We start from the raw sequence: 21,212 nt of genomic DNA, 5'->3' as shown, positions 1-21,212 counted from the left end.
GCGGCTCATGACGCACCCCGCGAACTGAGCAACGCATCTCCCGCCTGGGCGCGTCCCAACGCCAGGCGCTCCCCGCGCCAGAGCCAAAGCCCGCACAACAGCACCACCACTTGCGTGCCCACCAACAATGCGAAGCCTGTCGAGAAATCTTCCGTGCCGGCGCCCGCTGCCCCTTGACCGCGCCCGATAACCCAACCCATCAACACGGGCATGAAGGCCGAGGTGAGCGCGCCGGCGCCATTGGTGAAGCCCATGGCGCTCGCCACGTGCTCAGGGTGTGCGTAGTACTGCAGGATGCTGGGGATCGAGGGTGATTGCATGCCCCAGAAGAAGCCCGCTGCTGTGAGATAGCCCACGGCAAAGAACCGTCCCTCCGCACCGATGGCCGACAACACGGAGATCGCCGTGGCGACACTGCCAAACACGAAGATCAACGGAAGGTGGTGGCGCGGCATGCGGTCGATAAGAATGCCGCCGAACAGCACGCCCACCACGATGGCGTACTGAGGCAGCGAACCCAGCCAGCCCATTTCGGTCATGGTGAAACCGCGCGCACTCTTGAGATACGCCGGCAGCCAATTCGCACTACCCCACATGTAAGCCAGGTAGACGGACGTAAGCACGGTCAAGGGCAGCACATAGGGCGTTTGCAGCGCCTGGCTGAAGGTTTGACCCACGCTCTTGAGCGTAACCGAGGCCGAGCCCGAGCTGCGCTTATATTCCGGCCGCTCCGGCATCCGGATGAAGGCCCACACCAACGGAATGCCCACGATCACGTTGATGGCGCCAAGCACGTAGAACGAGCCTTGCCAATGCAAGCCAGCGACCAGGCCGCTGATAAGTGGATATCCCAACGCCAAACCAATGCCGGTGCCCATATTCACCAGCGAATTGGGCTTACCGTTCTCCGAGCCCGCGAAGTGCGCCTTGATGTACGACGATGCCAGCCCGTACAGCGGACCCTCCGCCACACCCAGCAGCAAGCGCGAAGCCAGCAGCATTGACCATCCCGCCATGAAAGGCGACACAGCCGTCACCACACCCCAGAGCACCAGCCCGCACAACAAACTGCGTCGCACGCCCAGGAACGCCGCACACAGCGGCGTGAGAAGGAAGTTCGAGAATGCATAACCGAGCATGAACGCCGTGCTCAGCAACCCCTGACGACTGCGATCCCCTTGGGCCAGGCCGAAATGATCGAGGAAATCGCTATCAGTGACGAGAATCGCGATATTGATGCGATCGATATAAGAAATGGCGACGATAAGAAACAACGTCGCCACGCCGAACCAGCGTGCACGTTTGCTCATACAACCTCCCTTTAATGAGGAGCCGGCCCGCCCCCGCCCGGCGCGCCGACTTCAACCCCTGCTCGTTGGGTCGCTTTAGCGGCGACCCTGGCTCCACGCGCTTTGCACGCGCTGCTTCAATAAAGCTTCTTCTGCGGCGGCCCGGCGAAGTTAAGCGGGCCAATCGCGGACATATCCACCTCTACCAGGGCTGGGCCCGCGTGTCGCACTGCTTGACCAAGTACTTCCGTGGAAGCATCGATGTTGTCCAGGCGCCAAGCCGGCATGCCCATCGACTCAGCCAGGAGATGGAAGTTGGGCGTGTGCAACTGGTTGTAGAACTGGCGATCGCCGAAATGCTTGCGCTGGATGCCACGCATCACGCCGTAGCCACCATCGTTCATCACCAGAAAGACCACATCCAGGCGTTCCTGCACGGCCGTCGCCAACTCGCCGACGCCAAGCATCAAGCCGCCATCGCCCACCAACGCAAGTACCTTGCGATGCGGGTTGGCCACCGCGCTGCCGATGGCCTTGGGCAAGCCCAGGCCGATCGCGCCAGCGAGCGAATGGATGTTGCACAACGGACGCTCGAAACCGAGCAAACGACTGCCCCAGGTGCTGCCGGACATGGTGATGTCGCGCACCACGATACCGTCCTCCGGCATGACCTCTCGAACCGCGTCGGACAATTTCGCATAGGGCCCCAGTTGCTTGCGCAAGCTGCCTTCTGCCACGGCCACGGCCGATGCGACGTCATCAAGGCTGATCTCGCTCTGTAGCGGGCCGCCCGCCTCCAGACGATCCGCAAGGTAGCCAAGCACCTGTGCGCAATCGCCCTGTACGAAGGTGTCCATCACGTAGTTGCGATTGCAGGCAGCCGGATCGATATCGATCTGCACGCGTTGACGCGGCAACGGCAAACTGTACGTTGCCGTTTCGTTGCTGCGCAGACGCGAACCCGCCACGATCAAGAGATCGCTTCGTTCAAGCATGCTCGCCACGCCCGCGTCGTTATGGAACGCGCGCAAGCTGCGCGGATGGCTGTCGGCCAGAATGCCTCGGCCATGGGTACTGGAAAGCACGGTAACACCCAGGTCGGCCAAGCGACGCACGGCGTTGACCGCGCCGATGGCGCCACCACCCACCCACAACATCGGGCGACGTACCTGGCGCAGGCGTTCGCACAGCGATTGGGCCGAAGCCACGTCGAATGGCAAGGTCATCTTCCAATGCGGCGCGGTACTCGGTCGCTCGATGAGCGCAGCCTGTACGTCCACCGGAATTTCTACGCTTACCGGGCCCGCCGGCAAGCGCATGGCGTCTTGAATCGCGCGCTGCACGATGGCTACCGCCTGCTCGGGATGCAGGATGCGATACACCGCCTTGGAGCAGCCACGCAATAGACTGGGCTGATCGCGCGTTTCATGGATGAAGCCCGCATCGCGATCGAGATAGTCGCGCTCAACTTGGCCGGTGATATGCAGCAACGGCGTACCTGCGTTCAACGCCTCCATCAGCGCGCCGGCCGCATTGCCTGCGCCGGCACCCGTGCTGGTAAGCACCACGCCCAGTCCGGTAAAGCGCCCATGGGCGTCGGCCATCGCCGCCGAGCCTGCTTCGCCACGTGCGGGCACGAAACGGATGCGCTCGCGCCGCCCGATGGCATCGGCGACCGGCAGGTTATGAATGGAAATGACGCCATACACGGCGCTCACGCCGTACGCCTCAAGTAGTTCGACGACAGCGTCGGCAACGGTGATCTTGTTCTCTGCGCTCATGTTCATGCTTATCGACTCCATTCCATCGGCTGCGGCTCCAGGCCCAGATAAATGCTCTTCTGCTGCATATAGGCCAGCACGCCTTGTCGGCCCTTCTCGCGACCCAGGCCGCTCTCCTTGAAACCGCCGAATGGCGTGGAGATGGCAAACTTTTTATAGGTGTTGACCCAAACGGTGCCCGCTTCCAGGCGCGCCGCGAGGCGCAGGGCACGGCGGTAATCGCGGGTCCAGATGCCCGCCGCGAGACCATAGACGCTGTCGTTGGCCTGGGCGAGCAGATCCGCTTCGTCGTCGAAAGGCATGGCGACCAGCACCGGCCCAAAAATTTCTTCGCGACAAGCACGTGCGTCCGGCGCGAGGCCTTCGATAATGGTTGGCAGGTAGTAGCTGCCGCTGACCAGCGCAGGTGCATCCGGAGCTCGCCCACCGCGACGGATGCGCCCGCCATCCTCCAGCGCGGAGGCCACATAGGCTGCCACGCTGTCACGATGTGCCGTACTTACCAGCGGGCCGATATGCACACCCTCTTGCTCGGGGTGGCCCATGCGCAAACCGTCCACCACCTCGTCGAGACGCGAGAGAAAAGCGTCGTACAGCGAGCGATGCACCAACAGTCGCGAGCCGGCGATACACGCCTGACCGGCGGAACTGAAAATGCCATAGGCCACGCCCTGCACGGCGCGTTCGAGGTCGGCATCTTCCAGCACAATGGTGGGCGACTTGCCGCCCAGTTCCAGCGACACGGGGATCAGCTTGTCGGCCGCCACATGCGCCAGTCGCCGGCCGGTCGAAGTACCACCAGTAAAGGAGATCTTCCGCACCAGCGGATGCTTCACCATGGCCTCGCCAACGACCGAGCCGCGACCGGGCAGCACACTCAACAACCCAGGCGGCAAACCGGCCTCCTCGAACAGGCGAGCCAGCGCGAGTGCCGCCATAGGCGTGGCATCCGCGGGCTTGACGACGACCGCATTGCCACCCGCCAGTGCAGGCGCGATCTTCTGCATCTCACTCGCGATGGGCGAGTTCCAGGGCGTAATGGCAGCCACCACGCCCACGGGCTCGTAGGTACTGAAGGTCGTGAAATCGCGACTACGTGCGCTGGGTATTTCGCCATCCAGCGTTTCACACACGGCCGCGAAATACCGGGCGGTACCCGCTGCGCTATCGACCAGCGCCCGCGTTTCGGCCAGTGGCTTACCGTTGTCGCGCGTCTGCAACCGAGCCAACTGCTCTCGGCGATCAGTAATGAGTGCCGCCACCCGATGCAGCACCGCCGCCCGTTCGTGCGGCAGGCGGTCGCGCCAACTCGACGCACGCCATGCACGCTCACCTGCCTCCACGGCGTCGTCTACGTCCTCGACGCTGGCGGCGTGAATGCGCGCATTCACGCTCTGGTCCGCCGGAATGCGTGTTTCCGAGAGTGCGCCGCGCCCCTTGCGCCACTCGCCGCCGACAAAGATCTGATCTTCCACCCAGGGTGTACCGCTCATGCCGCCGGCTCCAGAAGTTGACGACAGGCACGCACGGCACTGAGCGCGGCCAACGTAGACGTCTTGGGATTACGCTCCAGCGGGCGCCCCGTCATTTCGATGTTCATTTCGCCAAAGGCCCCACGAGCGTGGATGCGATGCCTGTTGTGGTTGGCCTCGGGGTCCACCACCAATTGCACGCGAGTGGCTTCCATGCCGACGCCATGAAGGGCGATGGTGGCGGCCACGTTGGCGTTGGCGGGAAACAGTCGCGCCGCTTCGCCCGCGCTGCCCTCGAAGAACACGGTCGCTTCGCGCACGGCATCCAGATCGACCAGCGACTCCGCATGCGAACCACGCCAACTGCGCGGCGCCTTGCACGACTGATAGGTCACTTGGTCCAAGCCTGCCTCGCGCGCGGCGGCCAGGCCATCCATGCCCGCAACCGCACCGGACAACAGGCTCAGTTGCGCACTGCCCTCTTGCGCCGCCTCACGCAAGCGCTGGTGAAGGCTTGCGTCGGCCAGTGCGCCCACTGACACCACAGCCAACGGCCAGCCGCGCTGCAACACCGCCACGCCGTGCTCGCCGAGCGCCGCATGACCGGCGCACTCAAGCACCAGATCAGGGCGCCCGTGAATGTTCTCGACGCAAGGCTGCACATCGATCGTCAGCCCCGACAGCTCGGCGCGCAAGTCTGCGCAGAACTCCTGCGGAACGATGACCCAGCCTATCTCCACACCTTGCGGAAGGCGCGCTGCTACTTCGCGCGCCATGGCACCGTAACCCACCAACATGATTCTCTTCACGAGCGTGTCTTCCTTTCCATCATTTCTTTCGTTGGGTCACAGCTGCTTGCTGAAGCCGCCGGAAACGTCGACGCAGCTTCCCGTCGTGTAAGACGACAACGGCGAGGCCAGGAACAGGAGCGCTTGTGCAGCCTCCTCGGGACGCCCCATGCGCCCCATCGGGATACCTCGCTGCGCGGCGATGCGAGCGGTCCAGCCAGTCCAATCGAGTTGGCTGTCGCTGCGTGACTCGAAACGACGGCGCCACTGCCCCGACTCCACCATGCCGAGCAGGATGGAGTTCACGCGAATGCGTTTCTTCACCAACTCATGCGCCAGCGAATGGGTAAGATTCAACAAGGCGGCACGCGCCGCCGAGGTCGCGATCATGTGCGGCTCAGGCTGCAGCGAAAGCAGCGAGTTCACACAGACCACCGACGCGCACTCACTGCGCTCCAACAGGTGTTGAAACGCTTTGAGAGGATGCAGCAAACCCATCAGCTTGAGCCGGGTCTCATTGACCCAGTCGTCGTCGCGGGTTTCGTCCAGGCTGGCTACACGCCCTTGTCCGGCGTTGGCGATGAGGCAATCCACTTTTCCAAAGCGCGCCTCAACCGCACCGGCGAAGGCCTGCACGGATGCCTTGTCCAGCACATCGCAGGCATGCGCCATGACACGCTCGCTAGCTCCGACATCACTCAAACTTTTCAGCGCGCTCGCCAGGCGATCCGAGTCACGCCCGCACAGCGCCACACTCGCACCGGCACGCAGTAGCAGACGCGCGGTTTCCAAGCCAATACCCGACGAACCGCCGGTGACGACCGCCACGCGATCTTCCAAACCCCAATTCATCGCACCACCTCCACGTGGGCATTGTGATCCGCATGAGGCCGCAGGCTCTCCAACACCGACGCCGCAAACGCGACGGGTGCATCGAGATAACTGGCGTGCCCGGCGTGTGCCAAAAGCGCGCAAGAGACGCCGAGACGCGCCGCCAAGCGCTCGACTTCCGCCGGCGTGGTAATGCCATCGTCTTCGCCGCACAGCACCGCGGTGGGCACCGGCACGGGGAGATGACGCCAGATGTCGTCGTTGGCCAGCATCCAGTTCGCCTGGGCAAACCCATCGGGCTGCAATCGGCAAAGCGCTTCATGCGCCAGCTGGCGCGCCTCGGTGGACGCCTCCGGATGCAGCAGCGCTTGCGCACGTTGATCCGCGTAAGCCTGCGGACCCAACTCGCTGTAAAGCTGCAGGCGCCTCATGCGGACTCGCTCGCGCTCTTCCTCGCTCAGCGAGCCATACCCCTGGGCGGGGTCGGCCAGCAGCAGCACCTGCACGCGCTCCGGATGCGCTTTGGCGTAAGCAGCGGCCATCATGGCCCCCAGCGAGTGGCCCACGAGCACGCAGCGCGTAACGCCCAACGCATGCAGCATGCCGTTAAGCGCCTCTGCGTACTGGGCGGCCATCGGCTTAGAGCCTGGCAGCGCTTCGCTGTCGCCATAACCGGGCGCGTCCCAGGCGATCACGCGATGCGCGCCGGCCAGCAATGACGCGATCATCCGCCAGGATGACGCGCCGGAACCAATGCCATGCAGGAACACGATGGCCGGTCCCGACCCGGCCTCTCGGTAAGCGATACGCTGCCCATTAGCCGACACGTGGCGCACCTGCCAGGCCACAACCTGATCGGACAACATGGAGCCATGCCGTACCATCATCGACGATCAGCCGCGCTTGATCTTGGACAGCGGGTGCTCCGGCGGATACGTCGGCACCTGAGGCTTGGGCGAGCCGAGCATGACGCACATCAAGGCCTCTTCCTGGCCGTGATTGAACAGGCCGCGATAGACACCCGGTGGAATGGAGATCAGATCGCGCTCGCCCAATTCCGTCTGGTAGCTCTCACCGTCCTGTTCCAGCGTCAGCTGGATTTTGCCACGGAGGATAAAAAACACCTCTTCGACATCCGCATGCACGTGCAAAGGACCTTCGCATTGCGCGGGGAGCACCATCGTCGAAAAGGTGAAACTGTCAGCGGGCACCGTGTTCTCGTCCTTGGCGATGCCGGTACCGCCGGTACCCATGTAACGCATCTGCGCCCGGCGGTACTTGGGGTCGAAGTCCGCCTGGAACTTCAACGCATCCCAATCGTAGCGACGGGTCTGGTAGCGGGCGATGCGCGTGTTCATCCGGTGCGCGAGGCTTTCGTCCCGCACCGCGTTGCCGCCGACAATCTGCTCACTCATGGTGTTCTCCTGAATAAAATCCGGCGCCCTTCGCGCCACCACGTAACAAGGCCCGCTCAGCGCAGGGCCATCAGGTCGTACTGGGGATCGGCGAGCGCCGCGGCATCGAGCGCTTGTGCCCGCGCCATCCAGCGTCGTCCGAGCTTGATCGCACGGGGATCGCCAAAGGACACCATCTGGCGCAATCGCGATTGCTCATCGAGATAGAAATAGACATCGGCTGCTTGTTCGGAGGTGCGGCGCACGCATCGCGTGTCGGGGCTGCGCACACCGAGAATCTGGACGTTGATGCCGTACTGGTCGGACCAGAGCCAAGGCTCGTCGCCATAGTCGGCGGGCATGCCCAGCATGCCGTGCGCAGCCGCTACCGCCTGGTTCTGCGCGTTGGCCCAGGACTGCACGCAAAGACCATGCACGGGATGCACCGCAACGTCGCCCGCCGCATAAATGGCTGGATCGCTGGTACGCCCCGCGCCATCGACCACGATGCCACCGTCCATTACCAGGCCCGCATCCTGCGCAAGCTCCACATTCAGTTGCGCGCCTGCCCCGACCAATACCAGGTCATAGAGTGCCTCATTGAAGGGTGTCATCACCGCGGTTCGCGTGCCCTTCTGCGCCAAGGTCAGTTCACCGCAATCCAGGCGCAGTTCGACGCCCTGACCCTGGTGCATACCTGCGAGATGCTCGGCCACTTCGCTGCCGATATTGCGACCGCACAGGCGATCGCCGCGTTCGTAGACCACCACCTCGATGCCCTTGGTGCGGGCGAGTGCGGCGACCTCCAGGCCGATCCATCCACCACCCACAACCGCCAATCGGCGACAGTGGGCGAGACGTTGCCGCATGGCCTGTGCATCGGCCACGGTGCGCAGCACCATCACGCCGTCCAGCGTCGACCATGCGGGATCGGGAAGCCGAGGGCGACTGCCTGTGGCAATAAGCAACCGGTCGTAGGCAAGCGTTCGGCCGTTATCCAGTGACACCATGCGCGCTGCGCGATCGATCGCCCTTGCCTTGCAGGGGCGATGCCACTGAATATCCAGCGACTTCACCACATCTGGCGAGAACAGACGCAGGTTGTCGGCTTCCATGGTGCCCGCGAGCACTTCCTTGGACAGCGGCGGCCGCTCATAGAAATCGTGATCCTCATCGGCCACCACGCTGAGTTCGCGGTGATAGCCCAGGTCACGCAGGGTCTTGGCCGCCCAGCCTGCCGCCTGTCCGCCTCCCACGATGACGACGCGCGCGATGTCGGCGTTCACGCCGGAACCTCTTGGCGACGCTGCCTGCGGGTCGTGGCATCAATACCACCCTCCACCGCCCACTCAGTGAACGACTCCACAGAATGCTGCAACTCGCGAGGTCGCCAGGCTTCCGTGAGCTGGTCCTCGTTGGTGTAAAACTCAAAGGCGCCGCCCAATGGGCTGCGGACGTACCAGAAGTAGGCGGACGAGATCGGATGGCGACCCGGGCCGAGGAAGGTCGGCCAGCCGCCACGACTCATGGCCAGGCCGCCGCCGAAGACTTCGTGGATATCGCGCACGGTAAAGGCCACATGATTGAGCCCGCGCGCCTTGCCCGGCACGTGCAACAGGAACAAATGATGATGACCCGCGCGCGCCCGCGTACGCAGGAACACGCCCTTGTTCACATATCGATCGGAGACATGAAAGCCGAGCTTTTCGCGATAGAACGCCTCGACGACGTCCAGCTCTTCGACGAAGAACACCGCGTGTCCGATGCCGATGGGCGCCGCCCGCTCATAGACAGGGCTGGGTTGATCGACGCGACGTGCGTCGCCCCATTGATTGATCGGCGCCACTTCGAGCTTGACCTCGCGACGGCGCGTCAAGCGAAACCGCACCGTCATGCCGTTAGGGTCCTGGCAGGACACGCTCTCCTCATCGCGCACAAAGCCTGGCACGTCGGCGAGTCGCTCCGCCAACTGCTCCAGCGATGCGGTCGAACCCACGCCCCAGGTCACTCGACGCAGGGTTGACCCTGCCTCGAACGGAGGCGGCAGCCGCGCATCGTCCATGGCATAGAGCGTGACCTGATTGTTGTTGAGTGTTTCGTAGGTGCGCGCCTGTGCCGGTGCGCCATGGCTCGCTCGAACCAGGCCGAATTCGCCAAGGAAGCGTTCGCATTGGTCGAGGTCGGCCACGCCAAACTCGAATTCCTCAATGCCAAGAATATCCATGTGTCACGTCTCCTAAGCCGCCAGCGTCGCGCCGTGCGCGCGCCATCACCGCTGCCTTGGCGGCAGCGACATGTTTGTTCAGTTGAATACGAATCCGCCGTTCACGGGCAACGTTTGCCCGGTAACGAAATCGGCCATTGAGGACAACAGGTAGATCACGCTGCCATCGATATCCGACGGCACCTGCGCCCGGGAGAGCGCGCGCCCCTGCTCGTACAGACGATGCCGTTCGACCGGCACGTACTCGGTGGCTTCACAACGCGTGAGGCCGGGGGCGATGGCGTTGACGCAAATGCCGTCGCTGCCCAGCTCCCGTGCCATCGATCGAGTCATGGCCAGCACGGCGCCCTTGCTTGCCACATAGGCCATCAAGCGCGGAGCACCCCACAACGCCGTGTCCGACGCGAGCATGACGATCTTGCCGCGTCCGGACTGGCGCAAATGCGGCACGGCCGCGCGCGACACCAGCCAGGTACCACGCACATTGACCTGCAACACGCGATCCCACGTGGCCGGCTCCAGCTCATCCATGCTGGGCCCGCCAATGCCGGTGGCAATGGCTGCGTTGTTCACGAGCCCATCGATGCCGCCCATGTATTCGGCAGCCTTGGTCACCGCCAAGTCCACCGAATCCGGATCGTTGAGATCGATGCTCACGGCATCCGCCCGCAACGATTGTGCACGCATGTGCGATAGCGCTTCGCTGGTGTCGAGCACGTCCGCCAGCACCACGTGCGCGCCGGCCCTGGCGATGGCCTCGGCGAAGCTACGGCCGAGGCCACGCGCGGAACCCGTGATCATCACGCGCCGACCGGAAAGCAATCCCTCCGGCTGACTCATGCGACCGTATCCGCCACGCTGGCGGGAGCGGCTTGCGCTAGCTGCGCCTGTGCCAGCTTGAGCATGATTCGGCGCACGCGCGCCAAACCGGCGTCATGGGCGTACAAAAACTCCTGCTCGCGCGCCTGGGGGGCGAGGCCTTCCAGCACCTTGCGGTCCTGTTCGAGCACCTCCCAATGCAACGCCTCCAGGCGATTGCGATACATGAAGCGCCATACATCGCGCTGCCAGCCCTGCACCTTGCGAGCACGCCAGAAGAAGACTCGGCAATGCGTCTCATCGATCGGCACCACCATGCCTACGATCCAGAACGGCCCGCCAGGCCCGAACTGCTTGCGATAGGGAATCGAGAGCCGCATCCAGATGCCGCCGGACTGGCCGAACTCGACCCAGTCGAAGTTCACCCCGCGCTGCTTGGTCTTTTCGAAGACGAAGCCTGTGGCCGTGGGTACGATCTGCATCTCGGCGCTTCGCTCGCCCTCCGCCATGGAGTGCGATGCCGCGTGCAGATAGGCGCCATGCATGGGGTCCATCACGTTATCGATGGCTTGCTCGTAGCCGCACTTCCACTCGGCGGTACAGAGGAAGTGGCTGTATTGCTCGGTGTCGTCCAATTCGGCGGGGAAGGACAGCGGCGGCGGCGTGGCGCCTTCGTGTGCGGCGAAGTAGAGGTAAATCGCACCGTGCTTCTCCTGCACGGGGTAGGAGCGCAGACACTTGGTGCCCACCAATGGGCAGGCCTGGACGGCAGGCACATCCTTGACCACGCCATCGCCGCCTACTTCAACGCCGTGGTACCAGCACGCGACGCGATCGCCCAGGTTCCAACCCATCGACAGGCGGGCACCACGATGCGGACAACGATCTTCCAGGGCGTGCACCTGCCCCGCCGTGTCGCGCCACAGCACGATGTTCTCGCTCAGACGGGTGATGCCAAGGGGGGCGCTGCCCACCTCCCAACTCGCCGCCACGGGGTACCACAGATCCCGCAGACCGCGACGCAGATAGCTCTGTGCGTCCATCTTCTCAGCCATGTTTTTCAATCTCCTGCGACCGTGCGTCGGCTCAGTAGCCGAGTGCCGCCATTTCGTTGACGAAGGACGCTTCGGTCCAGCTGGCGCCTGCGTGATCGCGCATGCCTATGGTGTTCAGGCGTGCCACTACCTCGGCGAGCTCCACGTCGCCCTGCTCGAACGCGAACTCAATGGCCTCGATCAACGCCAGCTCGTACTCGCTGGGTTCGCGCGAGCGCGTTTGCCAGGCGAAGTTCTGAAAGGTGCCTGGCATCTCGATCTGACCGGCGCCCGGCTCGGCGCTCGGCTGGTGGCGTGCCCAGAGGGTGAGCTTGGGATTGAATGCGTCGCTCATGATCAAGCCGGCTCCGACACGTGGCCCGCCAGGGAGGAGAGGTCGATCTGAATTTCCTCGCCTTGCACACGCAGAGGGTAGGTGCGCAGGTTGCGCCCGCCCGGCTCGCGCAGGCACGCGCCGGTGCGGATATCGAACACGGCCTCGTGCAGTGGACACTCCACCTTGCCGTCTTCCACAAAGCCCTGGCTCAGCAGGGCATAAGCGTGGGGACACACGTTTTCGATGGCGAAGTAGCTGCCATCGACCAGGAACACACCAATCTCACGATCGGCCACCTTGGCGCCGAATGGGTAGTCCTCCCGCACTTGGGACGTGACACAAAGAGTCTGCCAATGCATATGCGCTCGTTCCGCTTTCGTTGAACATACGGTGGCGCACGCAACGGACGTATGGATGTCCATTTGTGAGCACCGGGTCACTGAAAGTCGCGATAGCGCGCAGAAGTGTCAACCGCAGCTGGCGAGCGGGAGCAGTCATAGTTCATCACGCTTGCGCGTGAATGCTGACAAAAAGTGAGCTACCCGGATTGTCAGCTAACAACACGTGTCATGTAGTTTCTTTCGCCCACGCATCGCTTACAGGAGCGTCGCTTTTGGCGAATGGAGCCCACCGGAGTCAGCGCGACCCATGCTGCCTCGTGTAAGCGAATAGCTCACTAAAGTCAGCGACAACCAGGCAAGGTGACCGCAAAATCGACAGCATCCGACCTACTCTAGGCTGACAGCATGAAGGCTTCACGCCTTGGGCCGCAGCCCGAATGCGCTGTCATGGATGATCATTCCCACTCTGTCACGGCTACGCCCAGGGATGCGGCAAGCGTCACCGTCAGGTGCTGGTTACGTTGCGGGGCGCGCAAAAAAAACGGGGCCGTATGGCCCCGTTTTCTACCAACGATGGAAAGCGACGACGCGTCAGCTTCGCTTGTCGTTCTGCGCTTGACGGATCTGCGCATCCACGGCCGCGATGGCCGTCATGTTCACCACGCGACGCGGCGTAGCGGCCGGGGTGAGGATGTGCGCCGGCTTGTTCACGCCCATGAGGATCGGACCAATCGCCACGCCATCGGTCATCACGCGCACCATGTTGTACGTGATGTTGGCGGCATCGAGGTTCGGCATGACGAACAGGTTGGCCCGACCAGTCAACGTGGTATTGGGGAACATGCGCTGGCGCAGCGACTCGTCCCACGCGGTGTCGGCCTGCATTTCACCGTCCATGTCGAGCTTGGGCGCGCGCTGCTTGAGGATCTGCCACACCTTGCGCATCTTGGCCGCACTGGGGTTGTCGTGGCTGCCGTAGTTGGAGTGCGACAGCAGGGCAATCTTGGGCTCAATGCCGAACAGCTTGAGACGATAGCTGGCCTGCAGGGTGGCTTCGGCGATTTGCTCCGCGGTGGGATCGCACTGCACATGCGTATCCAGGAAGAACCACGCGCCCTGATCGTTGATCACGCCGGTCATGGCCGAGGTGCAGCTCACGCCCGGGTCCAGCCCGAACACGCTGCGCATGTAGCCGAGCTTCTTGTGGAAGCGCCCGACCAGGCCACAGATCATGGCGTCGGCCTCACCGCGCTCCACCATCAGCGAGGCAATGAGCGTGGGGCGCGAGCGCATCAGGTTCTTGGCGGCGGCCGGCGATACGCCGCGACGCTCCGTCAACGCGTGGTACTGCTGCCAGTACTCGTTGAAGCGCGGATCGTCGTCGATGTTGGTGATTTCGTAGTCCACGCCTTCGCGCATGCGCAGGCCAAGGCGCTGAACACGCGTCTCGATCACACTGGGGCGACCGATCAGTACGGGGAAGGCCAAGCGCTCGTCGATCACCGTCTGCACCGCGCGCAGTACGGTCTCTTCCTCACCCTCGGCGTAGACCACGCGCTTGCGGTCGGCGCGGGCGCGCTCGTACACCGGCTTCATCAGCAGGCCGGTGCGATAGATGAACTGGCCGAGCTTTTCCTTGTACGCGTCCATGTCCACGATGGGGCGCGTGGCCACGCCCGAATCCATGGCGGCCTGCGCCACGGCGGGCGCCAGCATCACCAGCAGGCGCGGATCGAACGGACGCGGAATGAGGTATTCCGGGCCAAAGGTGGGGATATCGCCGCCGTAAGCGCTGGCGAGGTCGCCGGCTTCCATGCGGGCCAGCTCGGCGATGGCGCGCACGCAGGCGGTCTTCATCGCCTCGTTGATGCCGGTGGCGCCCACGTCCAGCGCGCCGCGGAAGATGTACGGGAAGCACAGCGCGTTGTTCACCTGGTTCGGGTAATCCGAACGGCCGGTGGCGATGATGCAGTCCGGGCGCACCTTCTTGGCGTCTTCCGGCGAGATTTCCGGGTTGGGGTTAGCCAGCGCCAGGATGATGGGCTTGTCCGCCATGCTGGCGACCATCTCCGGCTTGAGGATGCCGCCGGCCGAGAGGCCCAGGAACACATCGGCGCCGGCGACTATCTCGGCCAGCGTGCGCTTGTCGGTATCGCGAGCGTAGCGCTGCTTGTCCGGATCCATGTGTTCGCGGCCGGTGTAGAGCACGCCGTCGCGGTCGAAAGCCAGAATATTCTCAGGCTTGAGACCCAATGCCACGAGCATGTCCAGGCAGGCGATGCCGGCCGCGCCCACGCCGGTGGTGGCCAGGCGCACGTTCTCGATCTTCTTGCCGACCACTTCCAGCGCGTTGACAATGGCCGCACCCACGATGATGGCGGTGCCGTGCTGGTCGTCATGGAACACGGGGATCTTCATGCGTTCGCGCAACTTGCGCTCCACGATGAAGCACTCCGGCGCCTTGATGTCTTCAAGGTTGATGCCGCCGAAGGTGGGTTCGAGCGAGGCGATGATGTCGACCAGCTTGTCCGGGTCGCGCTCGTTAATCTCGATATCGAACACATCGATGCCGGCGAACTTCTGGAACAGCACGCCCTTGCCTTCCATCACCGGCTTGCCGGCCAGCGGACCGATGTCGCCCAGACCAAGCACGGCGGTGCCGTTGGTGATGACCGCCACCAGGTTGCCGCGCGCGGTCATTTCGCTGGCCGCGTTGGGGTCTTCCACGATGGCTTCGCAGGCGTAGGCCACGCCGGGCGAATAGGCCAGCGACAGGTCGCGCTGGGTCACCATCGGCTTGGTCGCGGAGACCTTGATCTTGCCGGGCGTCGGAAAACGGTGGTACTCGAGAGCGGCTAGGCGCAATTCTTCGGGAAGGGCCATGAGGAGTGGTCGATCGAATTGGGTGGGGAAAACGTTACCGCCAAGCGGTTATCGCCGCATGGTAACACCCCGGGAAGGGCTGTCCCGACGATGCGCCGCAGCATGGAAACGTCATCGTTCACCTTGCCGATACCGACGGTGTCGGCTACAGGCTCAACGACAACGCCTCGGCCTGCACCTTGCCCATGTGGATGCGATTGACGAACAAGGAGAAAGCGAGCTTTCCAGCCAAGCCGTGCACGTGCTGCATCCACGGCGGCAGCCAACGCGGCGCGGCGATGGCACCGGACTCGAAATGCGGCTGCAGGCTGATCACGTCGTGCAGGGCCAGCTTGCCTGCGAACAAATGCCGCAGCATGTCCATGCGACGCTGGCGCAGCGCCCAGCGGAAAAAGGTGTGCACGGTGAGCAAGCCCGACAGGTACACATTGTCCTTGGCGAAGGCGGCGCCACCGGTGAGCGGCACACCGCGAAACACGCGCTGGGTGGAATGGAAGCTGTCGGCAGGGCTTTGACCGCAGTTGCTGAAGAACTGGTACACCTCGACGAAGTCCGCGCCATTGAGCGCCATATCGATGGCCAGAATGCGCAGGCTGATGCGCTTGAGCCGCGAAATATCGATGGCACCGGACATCAATTCGGCGAACACCGCCAGCCCTTCCTGGGTCGCGGTGACACGCGGCGACGTGCGCCCCAGCGAGGCCAGCACGGGCTGTTCGTGGCCGTTGAGCGCGGTGAGCGAATGCACAAACGCCTCGTGGGCCAGCAATTGGTGACGGTCGTACTCGCTGAAGGTGGTGCCGCCGCGCAGGCGAATGCGGGTGGCGCCGGCCGCCGCCTTGGCGGTGAGCTCGGGGTCCACCTCCACGGCGATGCGTCCTTCGCCGAAGAAGGCGTCCAGTGTCTTTCGCAGGTCGTCGCGCAGACGGTCGGCCGGAATGCTGATGGTGTCGTCGTCCAGCAGATCCGAACCCAACTCATCGGAAAGTTCGACGAAGTAACGCGCCGCATCGAGGTTGCTGCGATCGCTGCCGGGAATCACGTCGCCCGGTCGGCCGTACAACACGATGGAGGGCGCGGTGACACCGTTGGTACCCACCGCCTCGAGCATTTCCGCGGCAATGCGCCAGGACTCGGCCGTGCGACTCAGGTATTCGCCGATGGGGTCGTCGTAGCCTGCCTCGCGCTCGATCGCCAACAACTCGGCACGCTCATGGGCAAGATCGGGCGCGTGGTAGCTCACGTCAGGCAAGGTGTATTGCCCTTTGGCATAGGCCGCGATCATGCGATCTTCCAGCGACGCGGGCCAGGCTACCGTGGGCAGAATGCGGATACCTCGCACGGCTGCCAGCAGGCGCTGGTCCAGTTCGGCGTAACGGCGCAGTTCGGGCGACAGACTGGGGTCGATAGGGCTCATGCCGGCCTCTGGCGCAGGGCATCGATGCGCTGGATGAGGTCGGTGGCGATCGGGTCGGGCTTGAAGCCGCTCAAGAACCCACGCGGCCCAGACGGCATGAAGCTCACCGTCTTGCCCAAGCGGGACGATTCCATACGCAGCATGAGTGTGATGCGCGGCGGGTTGGTCATCACCGAGGAGTTCACATTCATCACATTGGTCAGCGGCACACGCGTGCGCTCGCCGCCCTGCACCACCACCAGCTCATTGCCATCCAGCCAGACCTCGTCGACCAGATCGAACAGCAGCCGTCTGAACAGCGTAAAACCCACGATACCCATCACCACCGGCACCGCGAGCGAGGGCCAAACCACCGGCCGGTGTGCGCCCAGCACGGCGGTGCCGGCGACCACCGCGCCCAGGGCCACGATGCCGAACCAAAACACCGGAAACACGCGCTTATAGAAAAAGGTGGAACGCGATGACAGTCGCTGCATGACCGCTCCCCGGGGCTGCCTCGCCCGATAGTAAAGCTTTCCCGCGGCGACTATTCGTAGTCGCGCGAATGCTTGTGCCCGTGCGGGCGCGTGGCCGGCCGGCCGCCGCGCTGGCGGCGCAGTTTGGCCTCCAGGGTGGTGGCCTGCTCTTCGCGCTCGTCGCGTAATTTCAGGTAGTTGCGCCAGCGCTCGGCGGACAGCTCACCACTGCGCAGCGCCTCCTGCACGGCGCAGCCAGGCTCACTGCCGTGGCCGCAATCGGCGAAGCGGCATTGCACGGCCAGCGCGTCGATATCGGCGAACAAGTCCAGGTTTTCTTCACCCGTGAGCTTGAGCTCGCGCATGCCTGGGGTGTCGATCAGGCACCCGCCACTGGGCAACTGCAGCAACGCCCGGTGCGTGGTGGTGTGGCGCCCGCGGCTGTCGTGCCCACGCACGGCGCCTGTGGCCATCTTCTCCGTGCCCAGCAACGTGTTGGTGAGGGTGGACTTGCCCGCGCCGGACGACCCCACCAGCACCGCGCTGTCGCCGGGCTGCAGATACGGCAGCAAAGGCTCCACCGTCGCCGCGTCCTTGCCGTTGATGGCATGGATCGGCGTGCCTTCCGGCAAGCGCGCGCGCAGGGCGGCCAGCAACTCCACCGCGTCGGGGCGCGTGTCGAGCTTGCTCAGCAGCACGACGGGCTGGGCGCCGGACCCTTCCGTCAGGGAAAGGTAGCGCTCGATGCGGGCGGGGTTGAAGTCGCCATCCAGCCCGGTCAGCACCAGCACGTAGTCGATGTTCGTGGCGATGAGTTGCCGCTCGTAGCGCTCGCCCGCCGCCGCCCGCGAAAGCACGGTGCGACGGGGCAGCACCTTGACGATATGCGGCGGCTTGCCCGGCTCTACCTCCACGAAGTCGCCCACGGCAGGCCGCTCGGCCGGGTCCAGACTACGCTTGAGGAAATGGCCGGCCGGCTGGGCGCTGAATAGCTCCTCGCCGTCGTGCAGCTCGTAGCCGGCACGATGTTGGGCAACCACGCGCGCCAGCAAGTGGCCTGCGCCGGGCAACGTGTCGCCGCGCCAGCCGATCAGGCGCAGTCGATCGATAGTTTGGGCATCCGTCATGGGTGCAAATTATGCCTTGCCCGCGAAAAGCCCGAAACGCGGCCATGTTTGGCTCCCACGCGGCGTCGGGACGCTGCTAGCATGCGATGGACCCCGGCAATTGCTGCGCCGCGGCAACATCAAAAGAAAGGACGTTCGCGTTGGCCTCGATCAAACCCAGTGCGCACCTGGCGGACGTGCGCTATGAAATCCGTGGCGCACTCACCCGGCGATCGCGTGAGCTGGAGGCCGCTGGCCTCCCGATCATCAAGCTCAACATCGGCAACCCGGGGCGCTACGGCTTCGAAACCCCCGCCCACCTGCGCGAGGCCATCGCCCGCCACCTGCAGGAAAGCGAGGCCTACGGCCACGAACAGGGACTGGAAGAGGCCCGCGAGGCCATCGTCGCCCAGCAGCGCCACCGTGGCGCGCGCGGCGTGGACATGGAGCGGGTGTTCATTGGCAACGGCGTGAGCGAGCTGATCGACCTGAGCCTGCGCGCCCTGCTGCAACCGGGCGACGAAGTGCTGCTACCCAGCCCGGATTACCCGCTGTGGAGCGCCGCCACCATCCTTAACGACGGCAAGCCGCGCTATTACCGCTGCCTGGCCGAGCACGGCCACCTGCCGGACCCCGCCGAAATCGAAAGCCTGGTGACGCCGCGCACGCGCGCCCTGGTGCTGATCAACCCGAACAATCCCACCGGCGCGGTGTACCCGCGCGAATTGCTCGAGCAGATCGTCGCCATCGCCGCCAAGCATCACCTGCTACTGCTCAGCGATGAGATCTACGACGAGATCCTCTACGACGACACCCCGTTCCAGCCGCTGGCGGAAGTGGCCGGCGACCTGCCCTGCGTGAGTTTCGGCGGCCTGAGCAAGGTGCACCGCGCCTGCGGTTACCGAGTGGGCTGGATGAGCCTGTCGGGCGACCCCGCGCGCACCGCCGACTATCGCGATGCCCTGCAATTGCTCGCCGCACTGCGCCTGTGCGCCAACGTCACCGCCCAGTGGGCCGTGCGCCCGGCCTTGCAGAGCGCGCCGACCATCAACGCCCTCACCGCGCCGGGCGGGCGCCTGCACGAAGCCCGCCGTGCTGTGCTGGAGGGCGTAGCGGCCAGCAGTTTCCTGGACATCGTGGCGCCCTCGGGCGCGCTGTACGCTTTTCCGCGCGTGCGCGCCGACCGCCTGGCCGAGTTCGACGACAACGCCTTCGCCCTGCGCCTGCTGGAAGAGGAATCGGTGCTGGTGGTGCCCGGCAGCAGCTTTAACGTGCCGCACAGCCGTCACCTGCGCCTCACCCTGCTGCCGCAGCCCGAGCAGATCCGCGAAGTGTTCGTGCGCATCGAGCGCGTGCTGGCCGGCATGGCGGCGGCGCAGAAGCCGCGCGCGGCGGTGGCCTGAGCCACGCCGTGCGTTATCTCGCGCTGGGCGATTCCTACTCCATTGGCGAGGGCGTGCCCGAAGCCGGCCGCTGGCCAGTGCAGCTCGCCGAACGCTTGCGCCAGGGTGGCCTGGCGATGGATGCGCCACGCATCCTCGCCACCACCGGCTGGACCACCGACGAGCTGTCGGCCGCGATGGACGAGGCCAACTTCGATCCGCCGTACGATCTGGTCAGCCTGCTCATTGGCGTGAACAACCAGTATCGCGGCCGCGGCGCGGATGACTACCAGGGCGAGTTCCAGCGCATGCTCGAACGCGCCATCGCCCTCGCCGGCCAACGCGCTGACCGCGTGCTGGTGTTGTCCATTCCCGACTGGGGCGTGACTCCGTTCGCGCAGGGCAGCGGACGCGACGTGGAGCGCATCGCGCAGGAGCTGGATCACTACAACGCCATCGCGCAGGCCGCTTGCGCGCAACGCGGTGTGGCGTTCGTCGATATCACCGGCATTTCGCGCCAACACCCGGCCCTGCTGGCCGAGGATGGCCTGCACCCCTCCGCAGCCCAGTACACGCGATGGGCAGACGCCGCGCTACCGGTCGCCAAGGCACTGCTGGGCGCCTGAAACAGTTGGGCGACCCGCCCCGCCGCAACCGCTCTGCAACCATTCCGCCATCGTGCGGTGACGTGCCAGGCGCATCCTGGCCTCCCGGTAACCACCGGGAGAGACTGCCATGGCGACCTTTCACTGCCGCAGCGCCTTCATCTCCGACGTGCACCTGGGCACGCCTGACTGCAAGGCCAACTACCTGCTCGATTTCCTGCGCAAACTGCGTTGCGAGAAGCTGTATCTGGTGGGCGACATCGTGGACATGGAGGCCTTGGCGCGTCGCACCTGGTGGCACGCCGATCATGGCGCCGTGATCGCCGAAGTATTGGACTTGGCCCGCCGCGGCGTGGAAGTGATCTACATACCCGGCAACCACGACGCGCCGATGCGCGGGCTGGCGGGACAGAGTTTCGCCGGCGTGAAAATCGCGCTGGATGCCGTGCACGAGGGCGCGGATGGCCGCCGCTATCGCGTCAGTCACGGTGACGAATTCGATCCGGAGCAGGTCGGGCGCACATGGATGGTGCACCTGGGGGAAGTGATGCATCGCTTCATCTGCTGGACCAACCGCCGCGTGCACGCCATGCGTCGACGACTGGACCTGCCTTACCTGCCGCTATCGATCATCGTGAAATCGCATATCGGCAAAGCGTTGGCGTATATCCGCGCCTACGAACGCCGCGTGGCTGACGACGCGCGCGAACGTGGCTTCGACGGGCATATCTGCGGACACATCCATTTCGGCCATGTGCGCGACATGGACGGCGTGCTTTATCTCAACGACGGTGACTGGGTGGAACACTGCACGGCGCTGGTGGAGGACCACACCGGCGCCATGGAACTGATTCACTGGAGCGAGCAGCACGCCCCGCTCGGCCGTGCCAGTCGCGAACTGGTGCTGCCCTCGCCCGCTGCTGCCCTGGCGCTGGCCCCGCTGACCCGGGCGAAACTGGATCTGACCGAGCTGCGACCGGCGGCGTAAGGGCGGTAACCAACACCGCGCCCGCGCTGCCTTGTCATGCCAGTGCGGGGGCGGCGCTTCTCAACA

20 protein-coding genes are annotated in these 21,212 nt (G+C 64.6%); 3 read left to right on the top strand and 17 right to left on the bottom strand.

Annotated elements, in window-relative coordinates; all coding sequences use genetic code 11:
* Positions 1-5 precede the first annotated feature (5 nt).
* The 17 genes from AC3G2C_RS04555 to rsgA form a co-directional block, all read right to left on the bottom strand.
* On the bottom strand, positions 6-1,310 hold the full coding sequence (locus tag AC3G2C_RS04555) for an MFS transporter (protein WP_488383434.1): 1,305 nt from the start codon (positions 1,308-1,310) through the stop codon (positions 6-8).
* A 116-nt stretch (positions 1,311-1,426) separates the two neighbouring features.
* Positions 1,427-3,076: a thiamine pyrophosphate-binding protein gene (locus AC3G2C_RS04550; protein WP_488383433.1), complete on the bottom strand. Its 1,650-nt coding sequence runs from the start codon at positions 3,074-3,076 to the stop codon at positions 1,427-1,429.
* A 2-nt stretch (positions 3,077-3,078) separates the two neighbouring features.
* A complete protein-coding gene (locus tag AC3G2C_RS04545; protein ID WP_488383432.1) occupies positions 3,079-4,563 on the bottom strand; it encodes an aldehyde dehydrogenase in 1,485 nt (494 codons plus the stop codon).
* Positions 4,560-5,351: an aspartate dehydrogenase gene (locus AC3G2C_RS04540; RefSeq protein WP_488383431.1), complete on the bottom strand. Its 792-nt coding sequence runs from the start codon at positions 5,349-5,351 to the stop codon at positions 4,560-4,562. The genes AC3G2C_RS04545 and AC3G2C_RS04540 overlap by 4 nt, the downstream gene beginning before the upstream one ends.
* A 36-nt stretch (positions 5,352-5,387) precedes the next feature.
* The gene (locus tag AC3G2C_RS04535) at positions 5,388-6,182 is read right to left on the bottom strand and encodes an SDR family oxidoreductase (protein ID WP_488383430.1); all 795 of its coding nucleotides are present in this window, start codon (positions 6,180-6,182) and stop codon (positions 5,388-5,390) included.
* Positions 6,179-7,027, bottom strand: a complete 849-nt coding sequence (locus AC3G2C_RS04530) for an alpha/beta fold hydrolase (RefSeq protein WP_488383429.1) — start codon at positions 7,025-7,027, stop codon at positions 6,179-6,181. The genes AC3G2C_RS04535 and AC3G2C_RS04530 overlap by 4 nt, the downstream gene beginning before the upstream one ends.
* Positions 7,028-7,054: 27 nt before the next feature.
* Positions 7,055-7,576 carry a cupin domain-containing protein gene (locus AC3G2C_RS04525; protein WP_488383428.1) on the bottom strand — a complete coding sequence of 174 codons (522 nt, stop codon included), beginning with the start codon at positions 7,574-7,576 and terminating at the stop codon, positions 7,055-7,057.
* Positions 7,577-7,632: 56 nt separating this feature from the next.
* On the bottom strand, positions 7,633-8,841 hold the full coding sequence (locus AC3G2C_RS04520; RefSeq protein ID WP_488383427.1) for an NAD(P)/FAD-dependent oxidoreductase: 1,209 nt from the start codon (positions 8,839-8,841) through the stop codon (positions 7,633-7,635).
* Entirely contained in the window at positions 8,838-9,779 is a 942-nt protein-coding gene (locus AC3G2C_RS04515; protein WP_488383426.1) for a VOC family protein, read from the bottom strand. Before AC3G2C_RS04515 ends, AC3G2C_RS04520 begins: the two co-directional genes overlap by 4 nt.
* Before the next feature lie 78 nt (positions 9,780-9,857).
* A complete protein-coding gene (locus AC3G2C_RS04510; protein ID WP_488383425.1) occupies positions 9,858-10,619 on the bottom strand; it encodes an SDR family oxidoreductase in 762 nt (253 codons plus the stop codon).
* On the bottom strand, positions 10,616-11,653 hold the full coding sequence (locus AC3G2C_RS04505; protein WP_488383424.1) for a Rieske 2Fe-2S domain-containing protein: 1,038 nt from the start codon (positions 11,651-11,653) through the stop codon (positions 10,616-10,618). Before AC3G2C_RS04505 ends, AC3G2C_RS04510 begins: the two co-directional genes overlap by 4 nt.
* A 31-nt stretch (positions 11,654-11,684) precedes the next feature.
* A complete protein-coding gene (locus AC3G2C_RS04500; protein ID WP_488383423.1) occupies positions 11,685-11,987 on the bottom strand; it encodes a recombinase-like helix-turn-helix domain-containing protein in 303 nt (100 codons plus the stop codon).
* Between the two features lie 2 nt (positions 11,988-11,989).
* Positions 11,990-12,328 (bottom strand): Rieske (2Fe-2S) protein, encoded by a 339-nt coding sequence (locus AC3G2C_RS04495; protein WP_488383422.1) that lies wholly within the window; start codon positions 12,326-12,328, stop codon positions 11,990-11,992.
* A gap of 573 nt (positions 12,329-12,901) precedes the next feature.
* A complete protein-coding gene (locus AC3G2C_RS04490; protein WP_488383421.1) occupies positions 12,902-15,193 on the bottom strand; it encodes an NADP-dependent malic enzyme in 2,292 nt (763 codons plus the stop codon).
* Positions 15,194-15,338: 145 nt separating this feature from the next.
* Positions 15,339-16,610 carry a peptidase MATCAP family protein gene (locus tag AC3G2C_RS04485; protein WP_488383420.1) on the bottom strand — a complete coding sequence of 424 codons (1,272 nt, stop codon included), beginning with the start codon at positions 16,608-16,610 and terminating at the stop codon, positions 15,339-15,341.
* A complete protein-coding gene (locus AC3G2C_RS04480) occupies positions 16,607-17,086 on the bottom strand; it encodes a hypothetical protein (protein ID WP_488383419.1) in 480 nt (159 codons plus the stop codon). Before AC3G2C_RS04480 ends, AC3G2C_RS04485 begins: the two co-directional genes overlap by 4 nt.
* A gap of 50 nt (positions 17,087-17,136) precedes the next feature.
* Complete coding sequence (rsgA, locus tag AC3G2C_RS04475; RefSeq protein WP_488383418.1) at positions 17,137-18,192, bottom strand: ribosome small subunit-dependent GTPase A; 1,056 nt, start codon at positions 18,190-18,192, stop codon at positions 17,137-17,139.
* 140 nt (positions 18,193-18,332) lie between these two features.
* Between rsgA and AC3G2C_RS04470 the strand changes: the two genes are divergently transcribed.
* From AC3G2C_RS04470 to AC3G2C_RS04460, 3 genes are all read left to right on the top strand, one after another.
* Positions 18,333-19,574 carry an aminotransferase class I/II-fold pyridoxal phosphate-dependent enzyme gene (locus AC3G2C_RS04470; RefSeq protein ID WP_488383417.1) on the top strand — a complete coding sequence of 414 codons (1,242 nt, stop codon included), beginning with the start codon at positions 18,333-18,335 and terminating at the stop codon, positions 19,572-19,574.
* Between the two features lie 8 nt (positions 19,575-19,582).
* Positions 19,583-20,179: an SGNH/GDSL hydrolase family protein gene (locus AC3G2C_RS04465; RefSeq protein ID WP_488383416.1), complete on the top strand. Its 597-nt coding sequence runs from the start codon at positions 19,583-19,585 to the stop codon at positions 20,177-20,179.
* Between the two features lie 109 nt (positions 20,180-20,288).
* The gene (locus AC3G2C_RS04460; protein ID WP_488383415.1) at positions 20,289-21,146 is read left to right on the top strand and encodes a UDP-2,3-diacylglucosamine diphosphatase; all 858 of its coding nucleotides are present in this window, start codon (positions 20,289-20,291) and stop codon (positions 21,144-21,146) included.
* The last annotated feature ends 66 nt before the right edge of the window (positions 21,147-21,212 follow it).

It is taken from the genome of Frateuria sp. sgz306004 (genome assembly GCF_057750885.1).
Note: the sequence above shows the minus strand (reverse complement) of the source record. Positions and strands in the feature narration are given on the sequence as shown.

Coding starts and splice junctions, on each gene's coding strand:
- AC3G2C_RS04555 (WP_488383434.1), bottom strand. CDS start 1,310: ATGAGCAAACGTGCACGCTGGTTCGGCGTGGCGACGTTGTTTCTTATC.
- AC3G2C_RS04550 (WP_488383433.1), bottom strand. CDS start 3,076: ATGAACATGAGCGCAGAGAACAAGATCACCGTTGCCGACGCTGTCGTC.
- AC3G2C_RS04545 (WP_488383432.1), bottom strand. CDS start 4,563: ATGAGCGGTACACCCTGGGTGGAAGATCAGATCTTTGTCGGCGGCGAG.
- AC3G2C_RS04535 (WP_488383430.1), bottom strand. CDS start 6,182: ATGAATTGGGGTTTGGAAGATCGCGTGGCGGTCGTCACCGGCGGTTCG.
- AC3G2C_RS04530 (WP_488383429.1), bottom strand. CDS start 7,027: ATGTTGTCCGATCAGGTTGTGGCCTGGCAGGTGCGCCACGTGTCGGCT.
- AC3G2C_RS04525 (WP_488383428.1), bottom strand. CDS start 7,576: ATGAGTGAGCAGATTGTCGGCGGCAACGCGGTGCGGGACGAAAGCCTC.
- AC3G2C_RS04515 (WP_488383426.1), bottom strand. CDS start 9,779: ATGGATATTCTTGGCATTGAGGAATTCGAGTTTGGCGTGGCCGACCTC.
- AC3G2C_RS04510 (WP_488383425.1), bottom strand. CDS start 10,619: ATGAGTCAGCCGGAGGGATTGCTTTCCGGTCGGCGCGTGATGATCACG.
- AC3G2C_RS04505 (WP_488383424.1), bottom strand. CDS start 11,653: ATGGCTGAGAAGATGGACGCACAGAGCTATCTGCGTCGCGGTCTGCGG.
- AC3G2C_RS04500 (WP_488383423.1), bottom strand. CDS start 11,987: ATGAGCGACGCATTCAATCCCAAGCTCACCCTCTGGGCACGCCACCAG.
- AC3G2C_RS04495 (WP_488383422.1), bottom strand. CDS start 12,328: ATGCATTGGCAGACTCTTTGTGTCACGTCCCAAGTGCGGGAGGACTAC.
- AC3G2C_RS04490 (WP_488383421.1), bottom strand. CDS start 15,193: ATGGCCCTTCCCGAAGAATTGCGCCTAGCCGCTCTCGAGTACCACCGT.
- AC3G2C_RS04485 (WP_488383420.1), bottom strand. CDS start 16,610: ATGAGCCCTATCGACCCCAGTCTGTCGCCCGAACTGCGCCGTTACGCC.
- AC3G2C_RS04480 (WP_488383419.1), bottom strand. CDS start 17,086: ATGCAGCGACTGTCATCGCGTTCCACCTTTTTCTATAAGCGCGTGTTT.
- rsgA (WP_488383418.1), bottom strand. CDS start 18,192: ATGACGGATGCCCAAACTATCGATCGACTGCGCCTGATCGGCTGGCGC.
- AC3G2C_RS04460 (WP_488383415.1), top strand. CDS start 20,289: ATGGCGACCTTTCACTGCCGCAGCGCCTTCATCTCCGACGTGCACCTG.